General features: G+C 33.2%; 16 protein-coding genes. 7 read left to right on the top strand and 9 right to left on the bottom strand.

From position 1 onward, the window contains the following. Nucleotides 1–20: 20 nt before the first annotated feature. A protein-coding gene (locus BLW23_RS13170) for an IS3 family transposase (protein ID WP_410529754.1) occupies nucleotides 21–1,249 on the top strand; the annotation gives its coding sequence in 2 pieces (ribosomal slippage) (nucleotides 21–381 and nucleotides 381–1,249; 1,230 coding nt in all). A gap of 66 nt (nucleotides 1,250–1,315) precedes the next feature. On the opposite strand, the gene BLW23_RS13165 is transcribed toward BLW23_RS13170, so the two are convergent. The 5 genes from BLW23_RS13165 to BLW23_RS13145 all read right to left on the bottom strand — a co-directional run bounded on the left by BLW23_RS13165 (nucleotide 1,316) and on the right by BLW23_RS13145 (nucleotide 8,163). Next, nucleotides 1,316–4,132 carry a TonB-dependent receptor gene (locus tag BLW23_RS13165; RefSeq protein WP_093670582.1) on the bottom strand — a complete coding sequence of 939 codons (2,817 nt, stop codon included), beginning with the start codon at nucleotides 4,130–4,132 and terminating at the stop codon, nucleotides 1,316–1,318. A 35-nt stretch (nucleotides 4,133–4,167) separates the two neighbouring features. Then, the gene (locus BLW23_RS13160) at nucleotides 4,168–4,959 is read right to left on the bottom strand and encodes an energy transducer TonB (RefSeq protein ID WP_093670580.1); all 792 of its coding nucleotides are present in this window, start codon (nucleotides 4,957–4,959) and stop codon (nucleotides 4,168–4,170) included. A gap of 371 nt (nucleotides 4,960–5,330) precedes the next feature. After that, nucleotides 5,331–6,047 (bottom strand): energy transducer TonB, encoded by a 717-nt coding sequence (locus BLW23_RS13155; RefSeq protein WP_093670578.1) that lies wholly within the window; start codon nucleotides 6,045–6,047, stop codon nucleotides 5,331–5,333. Between the two features lie 363 nt (nucleotides 6,048–6,410). Next, nucleotides 6,411–7,607 (bottom strand): GTPase HflX, encoded by a 1,197-nt coding sequence (gene hflX / locus BLW23_RS13150; RefSeq protein ID WP_093670576.1) that lies wholly within the window; start codon nucleotides 7,605–7,607, stop codon nucleotides 6,411–6,413. A 235-nt stretch (nucleotides 7,608–7,842) separates the two neighbouring features. Continuing rightward, nucleotides 7,843–8,163 (bottom strand): hypothetical protein, encoded by a 321-nt coding sequence (locus BLW23_RS13145; RefSeq protein WP_143032173.1) that lies wholly within the window; start codon nucleotides 8,161–8,163, stop codon nucleotides 7,843–7,845. 320 nt (nucleotides 8,164–8,483) lie between these two features. On the opposite strand from BLW23_RS13145, the gene BLW23_RS13140 reads away from it, so the two are divergent. Further along, on the top strand, nucleotides 8,484–9,452 hold the full coding sequence (locus BLW23_RS13140) for an endonuclease/exonuclease/phosphatase family protein (RefSeq protein WP_093670572.1): 969 nt from the start codon (nucleotides 8,484–8,486) through the stop codon (nucleotides 9,450–9,452). 38 nt (nucleotides 9,453–9,490) lie between these two features. Here BLW23_RS13140 and glmS read toward each other — a convergent pair whose 3' ends face one another. Genes glmS through BLW23_RS13125 form a run of 3 tightly spaced genes read right to left on the bottom strand, consistent with a single transcriptional unit; the run spans nucleotide 9,491 to nucleotide 13,886 of the window. Then, the gene (glmS, locus tag BLW23_RS13135; protein ID WP_093670570.1) at nucleotides 9,491–11,347 is read right to left on the bottom strand and encodes a glutamine--fructose-6-phosphate transaminase (isomerizing); all 1,857 of its coding nucleotides are present in this window, start codon (nucleotides 11,345–11,347) and stop codon (nucleotides 9,491–9,493) included. 10 nt (nucleotides 11,348–11,357) lie between these two features. Next, entirely contained in the window at nucleotides 11,358–13,058 is a 1,701-nt protein-coding gene (locus BLW23_RS13130; RefSeq protein ID WP_093670568.1) for a DUF4270 family protein, read from the bottom strand. A gap of 9 nt (nucleotides 13,059–13,067) precedes the next feature. After that, nucleotides 13,068–13,886 carry a glycogen/starch synthase gene (locus BLW23_RS13125; RefSeq protein WP_093670566.1) on the bottom strand — a complete coding sequence of 273 codons (819 nt, stop codon included), beginning with the start codon at nucleotides 13,884–13,886 and terminating at the stop codon, nucleotides 13,068–13,070. 96 nt (nucleotides 13,887–13,982) lie between these two features. Between BLW23_RS13125 and panC the strand changes: the two genes are divergently transcribed. From panC to radA, 4 genes are read left to right on the top strand one after another with little or no spacing between them, the layout of a single operon-like run. Beyond that, entirely contained in the window at nucleotides 13,983–14,828 is an 846-nt protein-coding gene (gene panC / locus BLW23_RS13120; protein ID WP_093670564.1) for a pantoate--beta-alanine ligase, read from the top strand. A 50-nt stretch (nucleotides 14,829–14,878) separates the two neighbouring features. Beyond that, entirely contained in the window at nucleotides 14,879–15,229 is a 351-nt protein-coding gene (gene panD / locus BLW23_RS13115) for an aspartate 1-decarboxylase (RefSeq protein ID WP_093670562.1), read from the top strand. An 8-nt stretch (nucleotides 15,230–15,237) separates the two neighbouring features. Next, nucleotides 15,238–16,182, top strand: a complete 945-nt coding sequence (locus BLW23_RS13110; RefSeq protein ID WP_093670560.1) for a lysylphosphatidylglycerol synthase transmembrane domain-containing protein — start codon at nucleotides 15,238–15,240, stop codon at nucleotides 16,180–16,182. Between the two features lie 29 nt (nucleotides 16,183–16,211). Beyond that, nucleotides 16,212–17,573 carry a DNA repair protein RadA gene (gene radA / locus BLW23_RS13105; RefSeq protein WP_093670558.1) on the top strand — a complete coding sequence of 454 codons (1,362 nt, stop codon included), beginning with the start codon at nucleotides 16,212–16,214 and terminating at the stop codon, nucleotides 17,571–17,573. 22 nt (nucleotides 17,574–17,595) lie between these two features. On the opposite strand, the gene BLW23_RS13100 is transcribed toward radA, so the two are convergent. Then, on the bottom strand, nucleotides 17,596–19,371 hold the full coding sequence (locus BLW23_RS13100; protein ID WP_093670556.1) for a chloride channel protein: 1,776 nt from the start codon (nucleotides 19,369–19,371) through the stop codon (nucleotides 17,596–17,598). A 140-nt stretch (nucleotides 19,372–19,511) separates the two neighbouring features. On the opposite strand from BLW23_RS13100, the gene BLW23_RS13095 reads away from it, so the two are divergent. Further along, nucleotides 19,512–20,015, top strand: a complete 504-nt coding sequence (locus BLW23_RS13095) for a hypothetical protein (RefSeq protein WP_093670554.1) — start codon at nucleotides 19,512–19,514, stop codon at nucleotides 20,013–20,015. The last annotated feature ends 21 nt before the right edge of the window (nucleotides 20,016–20,036 follow it).

Raw genomic sequence — 20,036 nt, 5'->3', positions numbered from 1 at the left:
TGACACAAAATCGACTTATAATGAGAGATCAAACAAACAAGCGGGTTAAGCGTACCCAACGTGATTACAATCTAGGCTTTAAATTAGCATTAGTAGCGGAAGTAGAAAAAGGCAATTATACTTACAAACAGATACAAAAAGCTTATGGAATTCAAGGTAGAAGTACCGTTTTGGTATGGTTACGAAAATATGGTACATTAGATTGGAATACTCCAAATCTTCATCATATGCCAAAATCAAAAGAAACACCAGCACAAAAAATAAAACGATTAGAGAAAGAGTTAGAAGATGAAAAACTAAGAAACCTTCTACTAAACACCATGATAGATGTTTCAGACAAACAATTTGGTACTACTATCAGAAAAAAGCTTTTATCCCAACAATCCAAATCATCCGACAGAATAAAGAAATAACCCTTTCATGTTCTTGTAGATTGTTAGGAATTAGTAGACAAGCTGTTTATCAAGGAATCAAACGTAAAGAGAATCGAGCGAAAGTTTTATCACAAATAAAGCTACTAGTACTGTCCATTCGAAGAGAAATGCCTAGAATCGGAACTCGTAAACTCTATTACTTACTAAAAGAAGACTTTGATAGAATGCAAATAAAAATAGGGAGAGATGCCTTATTTGCTTATTTAAAATCCGAACATTTATTAATAAAGGCTAAAAAGAATTATATAAAAACAACACACTCAAAACATTGGTTAAGAAAACATCCTAATTTATTAAAAGACATCGTTCCCGAAAGACCAGAACATGTTTATGTTAGTGATATAACATATATAAAAAGTAGAGAAAAAACGCATTATTTATCGTTAGTTACAGATGCTTATAGTAGAAAAATAGTAGGCCATAAACTTAGTGATGATATGGGAGCAGATAATGTGGTACAAGCTTTTAATATGGCTGTCAAAAACAGGAATAGTGATAAAGAGTTAATCCATCATTCTGATAGAGGGCTACAATATTGTTCAAATATTTATCAAAAGGCATTATTAAAAAACAAAGTAAGACCATCTATGACTGATGGGTATGATTGTTATCAAAATGCCTTAGCAGAACGTATAAATGGTATATTAAAACAAGAGTTTTTAATATATAAGTGTAATAATCAGAACGAGTTGAAACAGTTAATTAAAGAATCTATAAATACTTATAATAACAAAAGACCACATTTAAGTCTTAATATGAAAACTCCTAACTTTGTACACAATAAAAAACCAGAGAAGTTAACTTCTCTGGTTTAATTAAATTTTATAAATAACTGTCAACCTATTTTAGGACGACTCAGTGAATAATGGAACTATATAATCTTAGTTATTAATGATCCAAGAGATATAATATAATTGGCCAATTTGTCCTGTTCCAGGAGCTGCAAAATATTCTTTTCCGAATAAGTTCGTTCCACCCACTTTTATTTTAGATTTGAATGAAGGAATACGATAGTTTAGCTGAGCATCAATTACAGTTCGGGCATCAACATTTCCTCTAACAAATGGAGAAACCCATCTAAATTGATCTTGCCATCTTGCACTTACGTTAAATCCGAAATTCTTAAATAAAGTTTCGTTTCCAAACTGAGCTTTAACTGTATGTTTTGGAGTGTTGAAGTTAGGCTCGAAAGAACCATAATCGTTATCATCAAAGTTAAAGTCTATGTAGTTATAGTTTAAGCCAAAATCAAAGTTCTTAAATAATTTAGTGTGTAATCCTACACCAATTCCGTAAGAATGTACGATTGAATTAGCATTTGTAGTTAAGAAGAACTCTTGCGCAAATCCTTGTGAGAGTGCATAGTTAGCATTTGGACTTAAAACAACAACGTTATCTAAAACAAGTGCCCCTTGGTTTTGAGCTTGAACGGCATCGGCATCACTTAGTGCTTGGTTTCCATTTGGATAAACCTCTCCAAGCATTGGAACTACAACATCTTGAGCAAATACAAAGTCGGTGTGTCTACTTACAAATCCATTAATGTCTAAATCAAGGTTATTGTTGTTGTTTAAACGAATTAAACCACGGTAACCAGTTTCAATTGTTTGAACAACTTCTGGTTGAATTTCTTTATATGAAGACTTAACATATTGTTGACCAAAATTAGCGTCATATACAGATCTAGTTAATAGAGAATTATTGATGATGTCATCACCAGATACCTCAAAACCATTTCCATAGTCGTAGAAAATTCTTCTTAAGTTGTCTCTTGTTGAGCCGACATTAGTTTTAACACCAGTGTTCAACAACAAATATTGTTCTTGAATTGTTGGATTTCTGAAACCAGTTTGATATGATGCTCTTAAAATATGAGTTTTACTTTCTCCTAAAGCATAGTTCACTGCAAAACGAGGAGAGAAGTTTCCTTCAAAATTTTGAGACTTGTCATAACGAACAGATCCTGTAAATTTTAAACGATCATCGAAAAATTTCTTTTGAATCTGAGAATATATACCATATTCTTCAACACTAATAGGTTCGTTTTGATCGTTGAAAATAGTTCCTTGTGAATCAGGAGAATATTTACGGTATGATCCACCTATTTGTATGTCTGCCCAATTGTTTAAAAGACTTTTAAAGTTATAATTACCATCTGCATGAGTGTAGGCACTTCTGTCATAAATACCACTACCACCTTCAGTAATTCGAGTAGTTTTAATAGTGTTTAAAGCAGTATTAAAAGCCTCCGTTCCCGGTTGAAGTCTATTTCTGTCAGCATATGCTCTTGCTTCTTGAATGCTTAAACCTTGACCGTAGCGGGTGTTAAAAAAGTCTTCAACCCAAGTTCTGAAAGGACTGTAAGCTTCGTTTAATGCTACTCCCGAACGAGTTAAATCATAACTGTTTCCAGCATCGTTTCTTGTATAATATCCTCTAACGTAGAAATTTCTACCTTTTATTTCTAATTTAGACTGACCAATATAATAATCACGTTGTAAGAATCTACTTGTTCCTTGGAAAGTATTATCTCCCATCGCTAGTCTTGAAGTCAACTGTATTTCTAATCTGTCGTCTTTGAAGGGTCTATAGTGTAAAGATCCTGAGAATTTTAAGTTATTTGATTTATAAGAATCAATAAGCTCTCTTTCTTTATATCCAGTTCGTCTTAATAAAGTTCCCACTGGAATTTGATCGGTTGGCGGTAAAAATTGATTATTTAAAGATAGGTCGTAGAACAATTCATCACCATAAGTGTTTACACCATCATAATTAACTGTTGAATTGATATCTCCATCAATTAATTCATTAGTATCAACTTCTCTGTTACGGAAGTCAGTGGCATGCCATTCTTCTGCATCGAAGTAAGAAACATTTACTTTAGCGGCGAAAGAGTCACTAAAACGATATGCCATTCTCATAGAGAAATCATAAAATGCATTTACACCACCAGCTTCTTGTTGAGTAGCCCCCGTTTTGAAAATGGTGCTAATCCCTGTGAAATCGAAGGGGTTTTTGGTATTTAAAATCATAATACCATTATAAGCATTGGCTCCATATAAGGCAGAAGATGCTCCTGGTAATATCTCAACACTCTGAATATCTAACTCAGATACTCCTGAAAGATTTCCAGCACTAAAGTTTAATGCAGGTGCAGCTGTGTCCATACCGTCCACTAATTGTACGAAACGAGAGTTGCTAAAATCAGCAAAACCACGAGTATTTATCGATTTAAATCCGTAACTAGTTTCATTAGAGTTAATACCCTTTAAGTTGGCCAATCCGTCATAAAAGGAGTTAGAAGTATTCTTTCTAATTTCACTTAAGCCCAATCTTTCAATTGTAACAGGAGATTCAATGATTCGTTCAGGAACACGCGATGCAGAAATTACAACCTGTTCTAACAGAAGGTTTTCTTTTAAAATCACATTAATTTCTTGATTGTGAGTTGTGATTTCAATGATCTCGGTTTTGTATCCGAATGAAGATACTGTTATTGATGTAGGAAGTTGCCCTACAAGACTAATTGTAAATTCTCCAGAAGTATCTGAAAGCTTAAAATTGTTGTCTTGAGAAATTTTAGCACCATAGAAAGGTTCTAAATACTCGTCATAAACAGTTCCACTTATTTTTACTTGGGCAATAGAAGTTATTGCCAGCAAAGTAAAAACAATTAGTGTTAATTGTTTTTTTACCATTTTCTGGGGTTTTTAATATGTGCGTAATTATTGATTTATTCTTCGAGAGAGAAGTTAATAGGGAAACCATATTTAACAGATACAGATCTTCCGTTTTTCTTTGCAGGAGCAAAACGAGGTAGTTTAGTAACTACTCTTTTCGCCTCCTCATTTAGAAGTTCTCCTCCTTTAGGACCTAAAGTTTTAATGTTTTTGACATAACCGTTTTTATCAATAATAAAACGAACCCAAACTTCACCTTCTATTTGACCGCGTACGGCCTCACTAGGATAACGGAAGTGCTTTTGAATATGTTTTATCATTTCTAAATTGAAACAGTCTAATCGCTCATCGTCACTAGATCCATCACATGCGTCAAAAGAAGGTAGTTCTCCAACAGTGCTAAAACGCTCTGCTTTTTTAACTTCCTCCCTAGATAACTTTTCAGTTAATGATTCTAGATTGTTTTTTAAGTTTTTAGACTTAGATTCACTTGAACTTATAGCAGTGGTTTCTTCGTTTGCTAATGACGAAGTTGCTATTTGGTTGTTTTCTATTCCTTGACCAGTAGTGTTTAAACTAGAAACTCCAGCGGTACTTAAATTACCAAGGCCTGAGGATTTTTGTTTTTTTATAGTTTCTCGTTTCTTAAGGAAACGTTTACTAGCTGATACTTTTACAGTAATTTGTCTCGATCTTTTGTTCTTCGAATTTTTCGAAGGTTTAATCGAACATTTGGTAATACTGTTTAAATCAGCAGCATCTTCTTTAGGGGTCTCACAAACTTCCTGTGCAGAAGTTTCTAATGATAATATTAATAATACTATCAATACAATTATTCTTTTCATTTATAAGGGGTTAAGAAAAATTATTATTCAACTGTATTTTAGCGGGTTAGTAGTTTTTCTTGCCGCAAAAGTATAAAAAAAAAGAGTATAAAAAACGAACTTGGTTTTTTTTAGTCGAATATTGACGACTTTTGAGTTGGTTTTATGGTAAAAACTCTTGTCGTTTGAGAAGTGAATGTTTCGTTAAGCCCTGAGAAATAATGAGGTCATGCGAAATTTGAAGTGAATTATGAATATGCAAAAAAAACATGAATTTTTTTTGCATTTTTTGCAATAGGGATAAAATTACGGCCTTATTTATGCCATTTTATTAGTGTTTAGGATTGTGAAAACGTCAAATATGATATCTTATTTATTTTTTACATGCTATGTTATTCGAATACGTTGTCCAAATTAAAACTAATTGGAAAAGTATAGGTAACGTTTACATTTTGGTTATTTTGTTTTCCAGGTATAAATGAAGGAAGAATTGATATAACCCTAATCGCTTCTTTTTTCAACATTTCACTATTCTCAGGACCAGTAGCAATGATATTTTTTATTTCTCCTGATTTTGTGATTATGAAGCTCACCCAAACATCACCTTCAATTCTTTTTTTAAGTGCTTTTTCCGGGTAAATGATATTGTCTATTAAATGCTTTTGCATTTCATAATTGAAACATTCAAATACATCTAAATCTTCAGAGCAATTTCTAAACTGTGGAATGTACTCAACATCATTGAACGATACCTGTTCGTTCAGGAGTTTTTCTTCCAAGGCAGTATTAATAGCTGTGATGTTTTCATGCACATGATTCAGTTTTAATTGCTGAATACTATCGTTTATTTTAGCTTGTTTACTAACGTGGTTGTTAAATCGTTGTTTTGTTTCATTCGAACGTCTTTTTTGACGGCTTCTTGAAGACACAACAGTAACTTTCGACTTTGAGTTAGTGCCATTATCATTTAGCTTACCAGTAACTGAGCACTTGGTAATACTTGAGATATCATTGTCGTTTTCAATGGTTTCTTTAGTTTCGCAGACTTCTTGAGAAACTGCGATCTGAACCATTAGTACAAATTGCAAGAATATAGCTAGCTTTCTCATGATGCTTATCTTTTGCTTCCTAAGTAATAGAGCTGTGAATACATTAGAGAATTAAAATAACTCTAATTGAATGCACTTAAAAATGTAGTTGGCGGTGTGTTAACTATTACGCAGGAAAATTAATAATTAAACAGCATAATTACTTGAAGCGTTATAGCTACTTTCTGTAAGTACAATAGAATTGAAAATTCTGACTTGTGGTATAATGTACGTTTTTTTCATCTTTAGGGGGAATTAAAGTGTTAATAACTAGTGAATAATATTTTGTACTATTCGAATTTAAAGTTAACAAAAAAAAAGGGAATAAGCAATATAAACTGTTCTATTTTGGTTAACTAATCATTTAGAAATGGTAAAATATTGTTATTCATAGTATAAGAAATCGTTATACGGGAAGCGTTGTACATGTATTTTTTTAACTTCATCGTATACTTTTTCTCGAAACTCTTCTAGGTTACTTTTGTTTAGCGCTGAGATAAAAATATTCTGCGTTTCTATATCGTTCATCCATGTTTTCTTCCAATCATCTAAAGAATAGTGTTCTTTTGTTTTCTCTGTAACTAAATCATCTTCTTCTATGGTTTTATGCGTATATGCATCAATTTTGTTGAATACCATCACAGTTGGTTTGTCAGCACTGTCTATTTCATCAAGTATATTATTTACAGAGGAAATGTGGTCTTCAAAATTCGGATGAGATATGTCAACTACATGCAATAGTAAATCCGCCTCTCTAACTTCGTCCAATGTGGATTTAAAGGATTCTACTAATTGCGTTGGAAGTTTTCTGATAAAACCAACAGTATCTGTCATTAGAAATGGAATATTTTTAATAACCACTTTTCTTACCGTAGTATCGAGTGTTGCGAAGAGCTTGTTTTCGGCAAAAACGTCACTTTTACTTACAACATTCATCAATGTTGATTTACCTACATTGGTATAGCCAACAAGTGCAACACGAACCATTTTTCCACGATTTTTTCGTTGAACTGACATTTGCTTATCAATAGTCGCAAGTTTTTTCTTTAATAGCGTAATTTTATCTCTAATGATACGACGGTCAGTTTCAATTTCCGTTTCACCAGGACCACGCATACCAATACCACCTTTTTGCTTATCTAAGTGAGTCCACATTCGTGTTAATCGAGGTAATAAATATTGATATTGAGCAAGTTCTACTTGAGCTTTGGCAGAACTCGTTTGAGCGCGATTGGCAAAAATATCGAGAATAAGATTTGTTCGATCTAAAATCTTACAATCTAAAATGCGTTCAATATTTCGTAATTGAGCTGGTGAAAGTTCATCATCGAAGATAGCGGTACCAATGTCATGAGATTCGATATATGCCTTAACATCATCTAACTTTCCAGTCCCGAGAAACGTTTTTGGATTCGGCCTGTCGAGTTTTTGAACAAATCGCTTCGCTGTTTTACCACCAGCAGTAAGGGTAAGAAATTCTAGCTCATCTAAATATTCTTCCGATTGTTTCTCGTCTTGATGTTGAGTAATAATACCAATTAATACTACTCGTTCCGAAATGGATTCTCTGGTTTCTATCATACGGTGGCAAAAGTACAAAATTCTGACGGTTCTTTAAGGGCTGAACTATGCGTTGTAGTACTTTTCAAGTATGATTATTTATAGTTGGTCTTTAGATAGAGATATGAATTGAAGCCAGTACTATTTATCGGGAAAAAGTGCACGCCTTTTTTATAATTGAGCATGTTATGAGTCGACGGGTAAAACCAAAAAAGCCCTGCTGAAAGCAAGGCTTTTAACTACACAGAACGAAGGTTTAGCTTTTAAGAATTCTTAAAGGCATTTTAAAGAATTGTACATCAGTACTATTGCTGTGTACTTTCTTGTAATTAAGTTTGTTTTTTATAAACTCGCAGATCAAAGGATTAGAGCAAGTAATGTCTAAAATAACTAACTCACCTTTTTTATTGATAATGAACTCAACGGTTGTTTTAAGTTCTTTTTTAATTTTAAAGTCTGTCTTTCCTAACAACTTTACAATTGTGGTTCTAATTTCCTGTTTAGTTGGTTTTTCATTGATTGCAAATACTGAAATGTTAATCATTGCAAATAATACGAATAAAACTAGCTTTCTCATCTTTTTATGTTTTGATTATAACTTGGTGTTTTACTGATGTAAAAATAATAGTTTTATGTGGGTTATTTGTTTTGTTTTGTGTTATTAAAACATTGTCTAATAGTGTTTTATGTAGTGTTCTTTATTGCGTTTACATATACTTAATATTGGTAGTTTTCAGAATAACGGGGTGCTTTTTTAAAAGAAATGAAGTTATAGCTTTTAAATTTTATATATTCAAAGTTTTTATAAGTGGCTTAATGTATAATTGTTAATGTTCTATGTTAGGAGTAAGTTATAGGTTGTTAAATATTAGTAAATTAAAGTAGGTTAATACTGAAATGAGCAAGGATAAATTAAAAAATACACTCACCGTTGGGTTTTACAATGTTGAGAATCTGTTTGATACTATTAAGGATTCAGGAAAAGACGACGGGGATTTTACTCCGAGTGGTAAGTTTAAATGGAACAAAAGTAAATATAGGCAGAAGATTAAGAAAATTACATCGGTCTTATCCATGATTGGTGAACATGAGTCCTATCATGCCCCGGCTATGATTGGATTAGTAGAAGTTGAAAACTCTAAAGTGTTAAGCGATTTAATTACTCATAAAAATTTAATAAGACATAATTATAGGTTTATTCATTATGAATCACCGGATGAAAGAGGTATCGATGTTGCGCTGCTTTATAATCCTAAATTGTTTACTGTTCTTTCGTCGGAATCTGTTTACGTTGGTATTTCGGATGAGGATGGATCTGTTGATTATACACGAGATATTTTGGTAGTTAAGGGCGTTTTGCATGGTGATTTGGTGTATGTAATAGTCAATCATTGGCCCTCAAGAGCTGAAGGACAAGAAAAGAGTGAGTATAAAAGGGTAAATGCGGCAAAAGTGGTTTCTGAAACAATAGAAAGAATAAGAGCTGAAGAACGTCATGAGCCTAAGTTTATAGTAATGGGTGATTTTAATGATAACCCAACATCGAGCAGTTTGAAAGAGTATTTAGTGGACGATACGTTTTACAATCCAATGGAAGCATTACATAAAGAGAACAATGGGACGTTGACGTATTACGGAAAGTGGCATCTGTTTGATCAAATTATCCTTTCTAATAACTTTTTTGACGATAGTAGTAGTTTACGATTTATAGAAGCGAAAATATTTAAAAAACCTTGGATGAGGGTCTATAAAGGTAAGTTAAAAGGAAGTCCTTTTAGAACGTTTATAGGACCATGGTATGAGGGAGGTTTTTCGGATCATTTTCCAGTATACATAAAATTAAAAAAGAAAAAAGCTAGTTATTGATAACTAGCTTTCTTTTTATATAATATGTAGTAAAATCTTTACTCTACAGTAACAGATTTAGCTAAGTTTCTAGGTTGATCTACGTTTTTACCTAACATTACAGCAATATGATAAGACAATAACTGTAAAGGTATTGTAGTAAGTAGTGGAGTAAAAGCTTCTTCTGTTTCTGGAATTTCAATAACATGGTCTGCAATTTCTTTTACAGTCACGTCACCTTCAGTAACAATGGCAATTATTTTTCCACTTCTAGATTTTATCTCTTGAATATTACTAACAACTTTTTCGTAATGCCCTTTGTTCGTGGCAATAACAAAAACAGGCATGTTTTCATCAATTAAAGCAATAGGTCCATGTTTCATTTCTGCTGCCGGATATCCTTCAGCATGAATATAAGAGATCTCTTTAAGCTTTAAAGCACCTTCTAAGGCAACAGGAAAGTTAAATCCTCGACCTAAGTACAAACAGTTCGTAGCATTCATATAAACCTCTGAAATATGCTGAACAAGAGGGTCGATCTCTAATAACTTCTCAATCTGTTTAGGAATTTGTTGAAGTGTTTGTAGATAATTGTTTACTGCCGTTTTTGATAGTGTACCTTTTTCTTGAGCTAATTTTAAAGCAATTAAAGAAAGTACCGTAATTTGGGTAGTAAATGCTTTTGTTGATGCTACTCCAATTTCTGGTCCAGCATGAGTGTAAGCACCTGCATGAGTTTCTCTTGCAATCGATGATCCAACGACATTACATACACCAAAAACAAAGGCTCCTTTCGATTTTGCTAATTTAATAGCGGCAAGGGTATCTGCTGTTTCTCCTGATTGAGATATTGCTATAACAATGTCTTTTGACGTAATGACTGGATTTCTATATCTGAATTCAGAAGCGTATTCAACTTCTACAGGGATTCTTGCCATATCTTCGAAAAGATATTCCGCAACTAAACCAGCATGCCATGAAGTACCACAGGCAACAATAATTATTCTTTCAGCATTTAAAAACTTAGGTAAATTATCGTCAATTCCCGCCATTTTTATAATTCCTTCATTAGGAAGCATTCTGCCTCGGTAGGTGTCTAAAATAGCTTTAGGTTGCTCGTGTATTTCTTTAATCATGAAATGATCAAAACCACCTTTTTCAATTTGTTCAAGATTTAATTGTAACTCTTGAATATCGGCATCTACTTCTTTGTCGGTTTCGATCTGACGAACTTTTATTCCTTTATCTCTTTTGATAATGGCTAACTCGCCATCTTCTAAATAAATTGCATCTTTTGTGAACTCGATAAAAGGCGAAGCGTCAGAGGCGATAAAAAACTCTTTGTTTTCTTTTCCTACACCAATAGCAATAGGACTTCCAAGTCTTGCTACAACAAGTTCATTTGGCTTAGTTTTGTCAAATACTGCAATGGCGTAAGCTCCAATTACATTGTTTAATGCTAATTGAACTGCTTTTCCTAATTTACAGCCTTCATTTTTTTTAACCTCTTCAATAAGGTTAATTAAAACTTCGGTATCGGTATCACTCTTAAAAGTATAACCTCTTGAAGTTAATTCTTTTTTAATGGTGTCATAGTTTTCAATAATACCGTTATGTACTATTACTAAATCACCAGATTCTGAAAAATGAGGATGTGAATTGGAATCATTTGGGACTCCATGAGTAGCCCATCTGGTATGACCAATTCCTATGTTTCCTGTTTTTCGATGTTCATCTTTGTTCGTGATCTTTTCAAGATCACTCACCTTTCCTTTGGTTTTTGAGAGATGTATGTTTTCACCATCATACATCATAATTCCGGCACTATCGTAGCCTCGATATTCTAATCGTTTTAACCCATTAATTACAATTGGGTAGGCATCTCTGTAGCCTATGTAACCTGTAATACCACACATAATAAATTCTTTATCTTTTTTCTGAATATGTTAGTTTCAAAACTGCTTTTTTTGCTCCGTGTGTAGATTCGTTTTGATTTAATAAGGTTACACCCCTAGGGTTCCAATTGTAGGTAAATACATTAGTGTTTAATGCACCGGTTAAAAACGGATTATCAGTTGGGTTATTGTAAGCCTTTAAAATTAAAGGAGCAAAGTTAGTAGAGCTTCTATCAAGAAGGTTAGATATGTAGTCGGTAATTCTAATTGTATATTTTTCTGGTTGATCGTCGTCAGTTGATACTAAGTTTCCATTGAAGAACTGACTTTCACTGTAAGCATCAATTACGTGTTTAGGTAAAGAGTTACCACTGTCGTCATCTTCATTTGTATAAATGAATAAACGTTGAGGCACAATATCTTTATCCGTATTTATAGCTTGGTTTATGTAGAATGTAAGAGCGGCGTCACTAATTAAAAGACCAAAGCTGTCATTTGCTGTATCTCTAACCGTAGCTAATTCTTCTAAGCTCAAGTAGTCGTCCTGAGGATTGTTATCGAACTCTTCATATTTCAAAATAGCATTATTAGGATCATTCTGTCTTATTTTGGCTAAGTTTACTCCCAAAACTTTAACTTGAGCCATGGTTCCTGCTGTTCCTTGAATAACAAAATTATCATTTGGAATAGCGTTACTGGCTGGTGTCATTTTGTAAGAAGCATTTCGGATTCCATTTAAAGGGAATGAATATTTTGATGCTATAGTATCTTTATATACTAGGTTGTCATTTCCTTCTTCTTTCTCAAATCTTGATATTGTATAGTGAAATTCAACGGCCGCAGCTGGGTTACTGCTAGAAAGGTTAAATGGTAATAAAGAACCATCAGTACCTTCAGCTTTTACATATACACCTCTGAAATAGTTAGCGAACTCTTGCGTTGATGTAAATTCAGAATCTCCAAATTTATCCCAAAACAATTCTTTCATTCTATTTTTATCTAAAGGAATAGTTATAAAAGGTCCTGTTGTACTTAATTTTTCTTCGGTGTCGAAAGTTTCAGTAGCGTTGCTTGTAAAATCTGTTGTCCTAGTTCTAGTAATTGTATACATAGTGTCTGTGTCAACAGGCTTGAAACTAAAAGAAGCATCATTATTCAATAACTCTTCCTCAATATAAGTCTCATTAGACATATATGAATTTGACTCTGATGGATTACTCGGATCTAGAAGATTTAAGTACGTTCCGTTTCTGTAAACTTTAATATTTGTTGCAATATCAGGATTCCCTAATAATGAGTCTAGAATAAATTTAGGAGACCCATCGTCATGATTACCATTTCTTGTTGAAGTATATGGTAGTTTTAAAATTACATCATCGAGAGAATAAATAGAATCAATAGGGTAATCGTCCGATGCCGCTTCAACATCTACAGTTCTTAGGTTTGTTGCAAGTCCTAGTTGACTTAAAAATGAAGATTCTAAGGTTTTATAGTTTCCACTATTATATACTCCCAGCCAATATTCAGAAATTCCATTTCCTAAACTTACATTATCAGCTCTTACGCTTTCTAAGTCAATTGGAGTAATCTCTATTTCAAGTTCAACCTCGTTTGTGTCAAACTTCGTGTTTTTTACTACATTACTCCCAATATCGTTAAAATCTTCTTCACATGAAAGTATTGAGACTAAACAGAATAGTCCCACCCCTAAAATACCAATTTTTCTAATCATCCTTTACGTTTACTCGCTTAATTCTAAAACATTTTCTTTATAAAACTCTAAATACGCTTCTGTAAGGTTTTCTTCCTGTTGAAACTCTAGAACTTTGGTGTCGCTTTTGGCGATAAATTCTTCGATTTCTTCTGGAATAATTTCGCTACCCTTTACAACTGCATCAGAATTTTCTATAGCGCTTTTTAAAATATTAGTATGATTTGGTATTTCTAAATTTGAAACTTTATTGTCACCTACTTTATCAAAGCGCACTTTATCGGCTAGTCCGTTATTTAACTCGCCTTCAAAACCATTACTATAAAGCGAAGTTACAATCTTACTTTGATTAAATAGAGGTTCTTCCTTATAAAATTCTCTTAAATATAGAGGTAATAAAGAAGCCATCCATCCGTGAACGTGGATAATGTCTGGAGCCCAGTTTAATTTCTTTACGGTTTCAACAACCCCCTTTGCAAAGAAAATCATGCGCTCATCATTATCGTTAAAAAGTTGATCATCTTCATCTGAGTACATTGCTTTACGCTTAAAATACTCATCATTATCAATAAAATAAACCTGCATTCTTTCTTTTGGAATCGAAGCGACCTTAATAATCAGTGGCATGTCCATGTCATTAATTATAAGGTTCATACCAGACAAACGAATTACTTCGTGTAACTGGTGTCTTCTTTCATTTATCACCCCAAAACGCGGCATGAATATACGTGTTTGAACTCCTTTAGAATGTGCTTGTTTCGCTACATTGAACGAGGTTGATGCTAATTCTGTTTCTGGTAAATAAGGTGTTACCTCCGAAGAAACATATAGTATTCTCTTATCCTTCATTAAATCGAACTCTTAGTATGAGGATGCAAAAATACGAATTTTTATGCTAAAATCGTGTTAAATTCCTAATTTAGCACGATTTTCAATGAATAGCTAATGAATATATTTAAATTAAAATCCGAATTAAAAGCCTTTTTAAGTCTTCAGAGAAAAGAAGGAAAAACAATTGGTTTTGTTCCAACTATGGGGGCTTTGCATGAAGGGCACCTGTCATTAATCAAAAGAGCTAAGAAAAAAAATGACTTAGTTGTGGTTAGTATATTTGTAAACCCAACACAGTTCGATAATAAACAAGATTTAGAAAAATACCCCCAACCACTTGACAATGATATACAATTATTGACTAAAATAGAATGTGATGTTTTGTTTACTCCATCAGTAAAAGAAATTTATTCAGATACTGTTGTTTCTCAAAAGTTTGATTTTGATGGATTGGAGTTTCAAATGGAAGGAAAGTTTAGAGATGGTCATTTTGATGGGGTTGGAACCATTGTGAAAGCGTTCTTTGAAATTGTTGAACCTGATACAGCATACTTTGGTAGAAAAGATTTTCAGCAATTACAAATTATAAAAAAGTTAGTAGAGAAATATAATATTCCAGTAAAAGTAAAAGGGAGACCGATTTTTAGAGAAGAGGATGGTTTAGCCATGAGTTCGAGAAATACAAGACTTTCTGAAGAGCATCGAAAAGTGGCGCCTTTTATTTATAAAACACTAAAAAAAGCCAAACGTAAATTTGGCATGAAAGATGTTGAAGAGTTAACACAATGGGTGGAGAAAAAGTTTAGGAAACAAGAGTTACTTCGACTGGAATACTTTACCATTGCAGATGAGAAAACATTGAAAACACCTGAGAGTATTGAGTCTGGAATCAGATACAGAGCATTTATAGCTGTTTTTGCTGGAGATATCAGATTAATTGATAATATAGGATTGCAATAAATTCATCATAAAGAAATTAGTATTCATTAAAAAAGACCTATTTTTGCAGTATGTTAGTACAAGTTGTAAAATCAAAAATCCACCGTGTAAAAGTTACTGGTGCTGATTTAAATTATATTGGAAGTATTACCATTGATGAGGATTTGATGGATGCTGCCGGAATTATTGAAGGAGAGCGTGTTCAAATTGTAAATAACAATAATGGAGAGCGTTTGGAAACATATGCAATTCCAGGGCCAAGAGGCAGCGGAGAAATAACCTTGAATGGTGCAGCGGCTAGAAGAGTTCAAAAAGGAGATGTGCTTATTTTGATTGTATATGCCTTTATGGAATTAGAAGAAGCTAAAAATTTTAAACCGAAACTGGTATTCCCAAACGAAGCCGATAACACGTTAACATAAATTTAGTTTTGAATTTAAAAAAAACTCTAAAAATAATATTACCTCTCATTTTGGGAGGTTTTTTAGTTTGGTATTCTTTATCAAAGGTTTCAATTGAGACCTTATTAAAGTATTTTCAGAATGCTAATTATTGGTGGATTGTATTAGGGCTTTCCTTTGGGATTTTGAGTCATTTGTCGAGAGCTTATCGATGGAAGTATTTGCTGGAGCCGATGGGGTATAAACCTGATTTCGGTAATAGCACAATGGCCGTACTAGTAGCCTATTTAGTAAACTACGCTGTTCCAAGGGCAGGGGAAGTTTCTCGTGCCGCTGTAATGACAAATTATGAAGGAATTCCTTTTGAAAAAGGTTTTGGAACAATCGTTGCCGAACGTATTGCTGATTTATTGATGATGCTACTGATTATTTGCATTACACTTTTTGTACAATTTGATTTTATTTATGAATTGCTTACTAACAATTTTTCTTTAGAAAAGATAGGGATTATTATCACTGTTCTTGTTGTTGGTTTCTTCATTTTTTCGAGATATGTAAAAAAGGCAACGAAAGGATTTGGGTTAAAAATTAAGAATTTTGTTTCTGGACTTATTGAAGGTGCTACCAGTATTTTCAAAATGAAAAATAAATGGGCGTTCATTTTTCATACAGTTTTTATATGGGTAATGTACGTTGCTATGTTTTGGGCAACGATACCTGCCATAGATAATTTAAACGTTCCATTAGGAGCTGTGTTGATTGGTTTTATTGCTGGAGGATTCAGTATTGCCGCAACAAATGGCGGTATTGGGTTGTATCCAATAGCGGTTGCAGGAGCATTTGCTTTATTTGGTATACCAGAAGAACCTGCCAATGCTTTTGGTTGGATTATGTGGACCGCGCAAACGGTAATGATTATTGTTTTTGGTGGTTTAGCTTTTGTGTTGTTACCGATTTACAATAAAAATAAATAGCTTTGTTGTTATTCAATACTTTTTTATAGATGTCAAAAACCAAAACTACTTTTTTCTGTCAAAATTGTGGAACCCAACATGCGCAATGGGTGGGGCAGTGTAATGTTTGTAAGCAATGGAATACTATTGTTGAAGAGGTTATTCAAAAGGAAGAAAAAAGAAGTTGGAAAACGCCATCGAAATCTGAAAAAAAGGTATCAAAACCCTTAAAAGTTGAAGATATTGAGTTAAATCCTGAGGAAAGAATTTTCAGTAGAAACAACGAACTCGATAATGTTTTAGGGGGAGGATTGGTAAAGGGAGCTGTTGTGTTATTAGGCGGTGAACCAGGAATTGGAAAATCTACGTTGTTACTTCAAATAGCATTACAAATTCCTCAGAAAGTGTTGTATGTTTCGGGAGAAGAAAGTCAGTCTCAGATTAAAATGAGAGCTGAACGATTGAATGCAAGTTCTTCAAACTGTTTGATTTTAACGGAGACGAATACACAACAAATTTTTAAGAATATAGAAGAAGTGCAACCAGATGTTCTGGTTATCGATTCTATTCAAACCTTATATACAAATTCAATAGAAGCCTCACCAGGTAGTATTTCTCAAATCCGTGAAACTTCTGCAGAGCTTATCAAATTTGCAAAAGAAACTTCTACGCCTGTTTTACTAATCGGACATATTAATAAAGAAGGACATATTGCAGGTCCGAAAATATTAGAACATATGGTTGATGTGGTATTGCAATTTGAAGGTGATAGAAATCATACCTATCGAATATTACGTTCTCAGAAAAACAGGTTCGGTTCCACTGCTGAGTTAGGTATTTATGAGATGTTATCTGACGGATTACGACAAGTATCAAATCCTTCAGAAATATTAATTTCTAAGAAAGATGCAGATCTAAGTGGAACCGCTATTGCTTCAACTTTAGAAGGCGTTCGTCCGCTAATGATTGAAATACAGGCCTTGGTAAGTACCGCGGTTTATGGAACTCCTCAAAGAACAACTACTGGGTATAATTTAAAAAGACTGCATATGATTTTGGCTGTTCTTGAAAAGAGAGCAGGATTTAAACTAGGAGCGAAAGATGTTTTTTTAAATATTACCGGAGGAATTCATGTGGACGATCCTGCAATAGATTTGGCTGTAGTGGCCGCAATTTTGTCATCAAATCAAGATTTAGCTATTAATCCAGATGCTTGTTTTGCTGCTGAAGTTGGTTTGGCTGGGGAAATAAGACCCGTTTCGAAAATAGATCAACGTATTATTGAGGCAGAAAAGCTTGGTTATAAAACGTTTGTTACTTCTAAATATAATAAAATCACCTCAAAAAATCATTCGATTAAACTTATTTTAGTAAGTAAAATTGAGGAGGCATTTGCAACATTGTTTGCTTAGTAGTTTCGATTGATAAATGATGCTAACTAGTCAACTCAATAAGTTTTGTTCGGTAAGCTGAAAGTAACTTCGATTTGGAAATAAATCCAACATACCTTTTGTGCTTAATTACTGGTAGGTTCCAAGCGCCACTTTCTTTAAACTTTTTCATAACAGTTTCAATGGAATCGTCATGGAAAATAATAGCAGGAGCACTTTTCATTAAAACCTGAATGGTTAATTTATCGTATAACTCTTGCTCGAACATTAAAGGTCTGATATCGTCTAATAAAACAATTCCTAAAAAGCGATTTTTATCGTCAACTACTGGAAATATATTACGTGAAGATTTTGCAACTGAGCCTTTCAACATTTTGCCTAAAGTCATTTCTGGGTGAATGATTTTAAAATTGGTTTCAATGAGTTTGTCAATTCGCATCATCATCATCACATTTTTGTCTTTGTTATGCGTAATAAGCTCTCCTCTTTTGGCTAGTTCAATGGTGTAGATGGAATTTGAAATAAAGTATTTTGTAAAAGCATACGATATGGCAACTACTAGCATAAGGGGAACGAATAAATCATAACCACCAGTAATTTCAGCGATCAAGAATATAGCGGTTAAAGGAGCATGTAGCACACCTGCCATTAATCCACTCATTCCAATTAAGGTAAAGTTACTTTCAGAAACACTACCTCCAAACTGATTGATTATTTTAGCAAATACATTTCCTAAGGCACTTCCCATTACCAAAGTAGGAATGAATATTCCCCCGACTCCTCCAGCTGCAAAAGTTGTGGTCATGGCAATAGCTTTAAAAATGGTAATTAACAATAAAAAGAGAATAACCATCCAAACATTATTAAAGTTCACTGAGTAGTGAATACCTTCTAAAGCTTTTTCTTCATTTCCTTCTAATAAATTATTAATAATGTCATATCCTTCACCATACAAAGGCGGAATAAAATAGAGCATAATACCAATAGCTATAGCTCCCAAAATAAGACGATGGAAAGGGTCTTTAAAAAGGTTGAAAAATCGAGTGATTTTAAAGTACATTTTTGAGAAGTAAACAGAGGCAATTCCCGTTCCAATACCTAAAAATATATAAAAAACAATGTCTTTAATAATAAAGTCGTCTTGTAATTCAAAACCCAATAGAATATCTTTTCCTAAAAAGAAGTAAGAAGTGATTACAGCCGAAACCGACGCCAATAAAAGAGGAACTAATGAAGCAAAAGCTAAATCTAAACTAAATATTTCTACAGCAAAAATAATGGCGGCAACAGGAGCCTTAAACATTGACGACATAGCACCAGCAGTTGCGCAACCAATTAAAAGCATACGCGTTTTGGTGTTCATATGAAATAATTGAGCAACACCCGATCCGAGTGCAGCTCCAGTACTAACGGCAGGTCCTTGCAATCCGGCAGAACCACCAAAACCAACGGTAATTGGAGCAGTTAATAAAGAAGCATAAATTTTATAACGTTCAATAATTCCGCTTCGTTGTGAAATAGCATGCAGGGTTGTTGAAATACCATGGCCAATATCTTTTTTAATTATTTTTTTCTTCAAATAAAAGACAATAACCAACCCGATAATAGGAAAAATAAAATACAAGGAGTGATGTAGATCCTTAATAAATTTACCTTCCAGAATATAATGAAAAAAGAACGTCAAGTTTTTTAAAAGCAGGGTTCCTAATCCAGATAGAAATCCTACTAGGATACTGAGTAAATAAACAAATTGGCGTTCAGAGATGTTTTTATATCTCCAAATAAGAATTTTTTTAAATATTTTCTTGGTGTTGGGCATATTCCTTGATTTCTTTCGGAAAAACTGCGAATAAACGAAAAGTTCGAAAAAAGTTAAATTTATAACAAAATAAAAGTAACAAAATATGTCAAAAGTACACATATAAGTGTTACTATTATGGTAAATAAAAAAGAAAAACAATGACAGTACAGGATATCATTGATCTTATAGCGAATAATTCAAGTGCTATTCTTAATTATTATATTATCCTTGGAGTTATTTCGTTAGTGGGGTTGTTGATTGTAAATGAAGACAATTTCAAGAACCCAATTCGCTATGTATACACTTTTTTAATCTACGCTGCTGTTATACCTGGTTTGTTGTCTTTGATGTTAATAGTTTACAATCTGTTTTTTTTGAAGGTAAACCTTTTAAGCTTACCTGTAATGACTTATTACTTACCTGTAGCGGCAATGCTTGTGCTTTTAATGATTATAAAAAAGACAGTTACATTGAAACGAATTCCAGGTTTCGATAGACTTTCTGGATTGTTTTTGCTGATTTTCGTGACATTGATCATTACATATTTTGTGCAAAAAATATTTATTGGAGTGTTTTTTATTGGAAGCGTAACCTATTTAATTGGACTTTTTGTGGTGTTGCTAATTGTTTTAAAAATAGGTTGGAAAAGGCTTGTGAAATAGCTTATGTATAAAGAAGGAATA

The organism is Tenacibaculum sp. MAR_2009_124, assembly GCF_900105455.1.
Taxonomy (GTDB): Bacteria; Bacteroidota; Bacteroidia; order Flavobacteriales; family Flavobacteriaceae; genus Polaribacter.
Note: the sequence above shows the minus strand (reverse complement) of the source record. Positions and strands in the feature narration are given on the sequence as shown.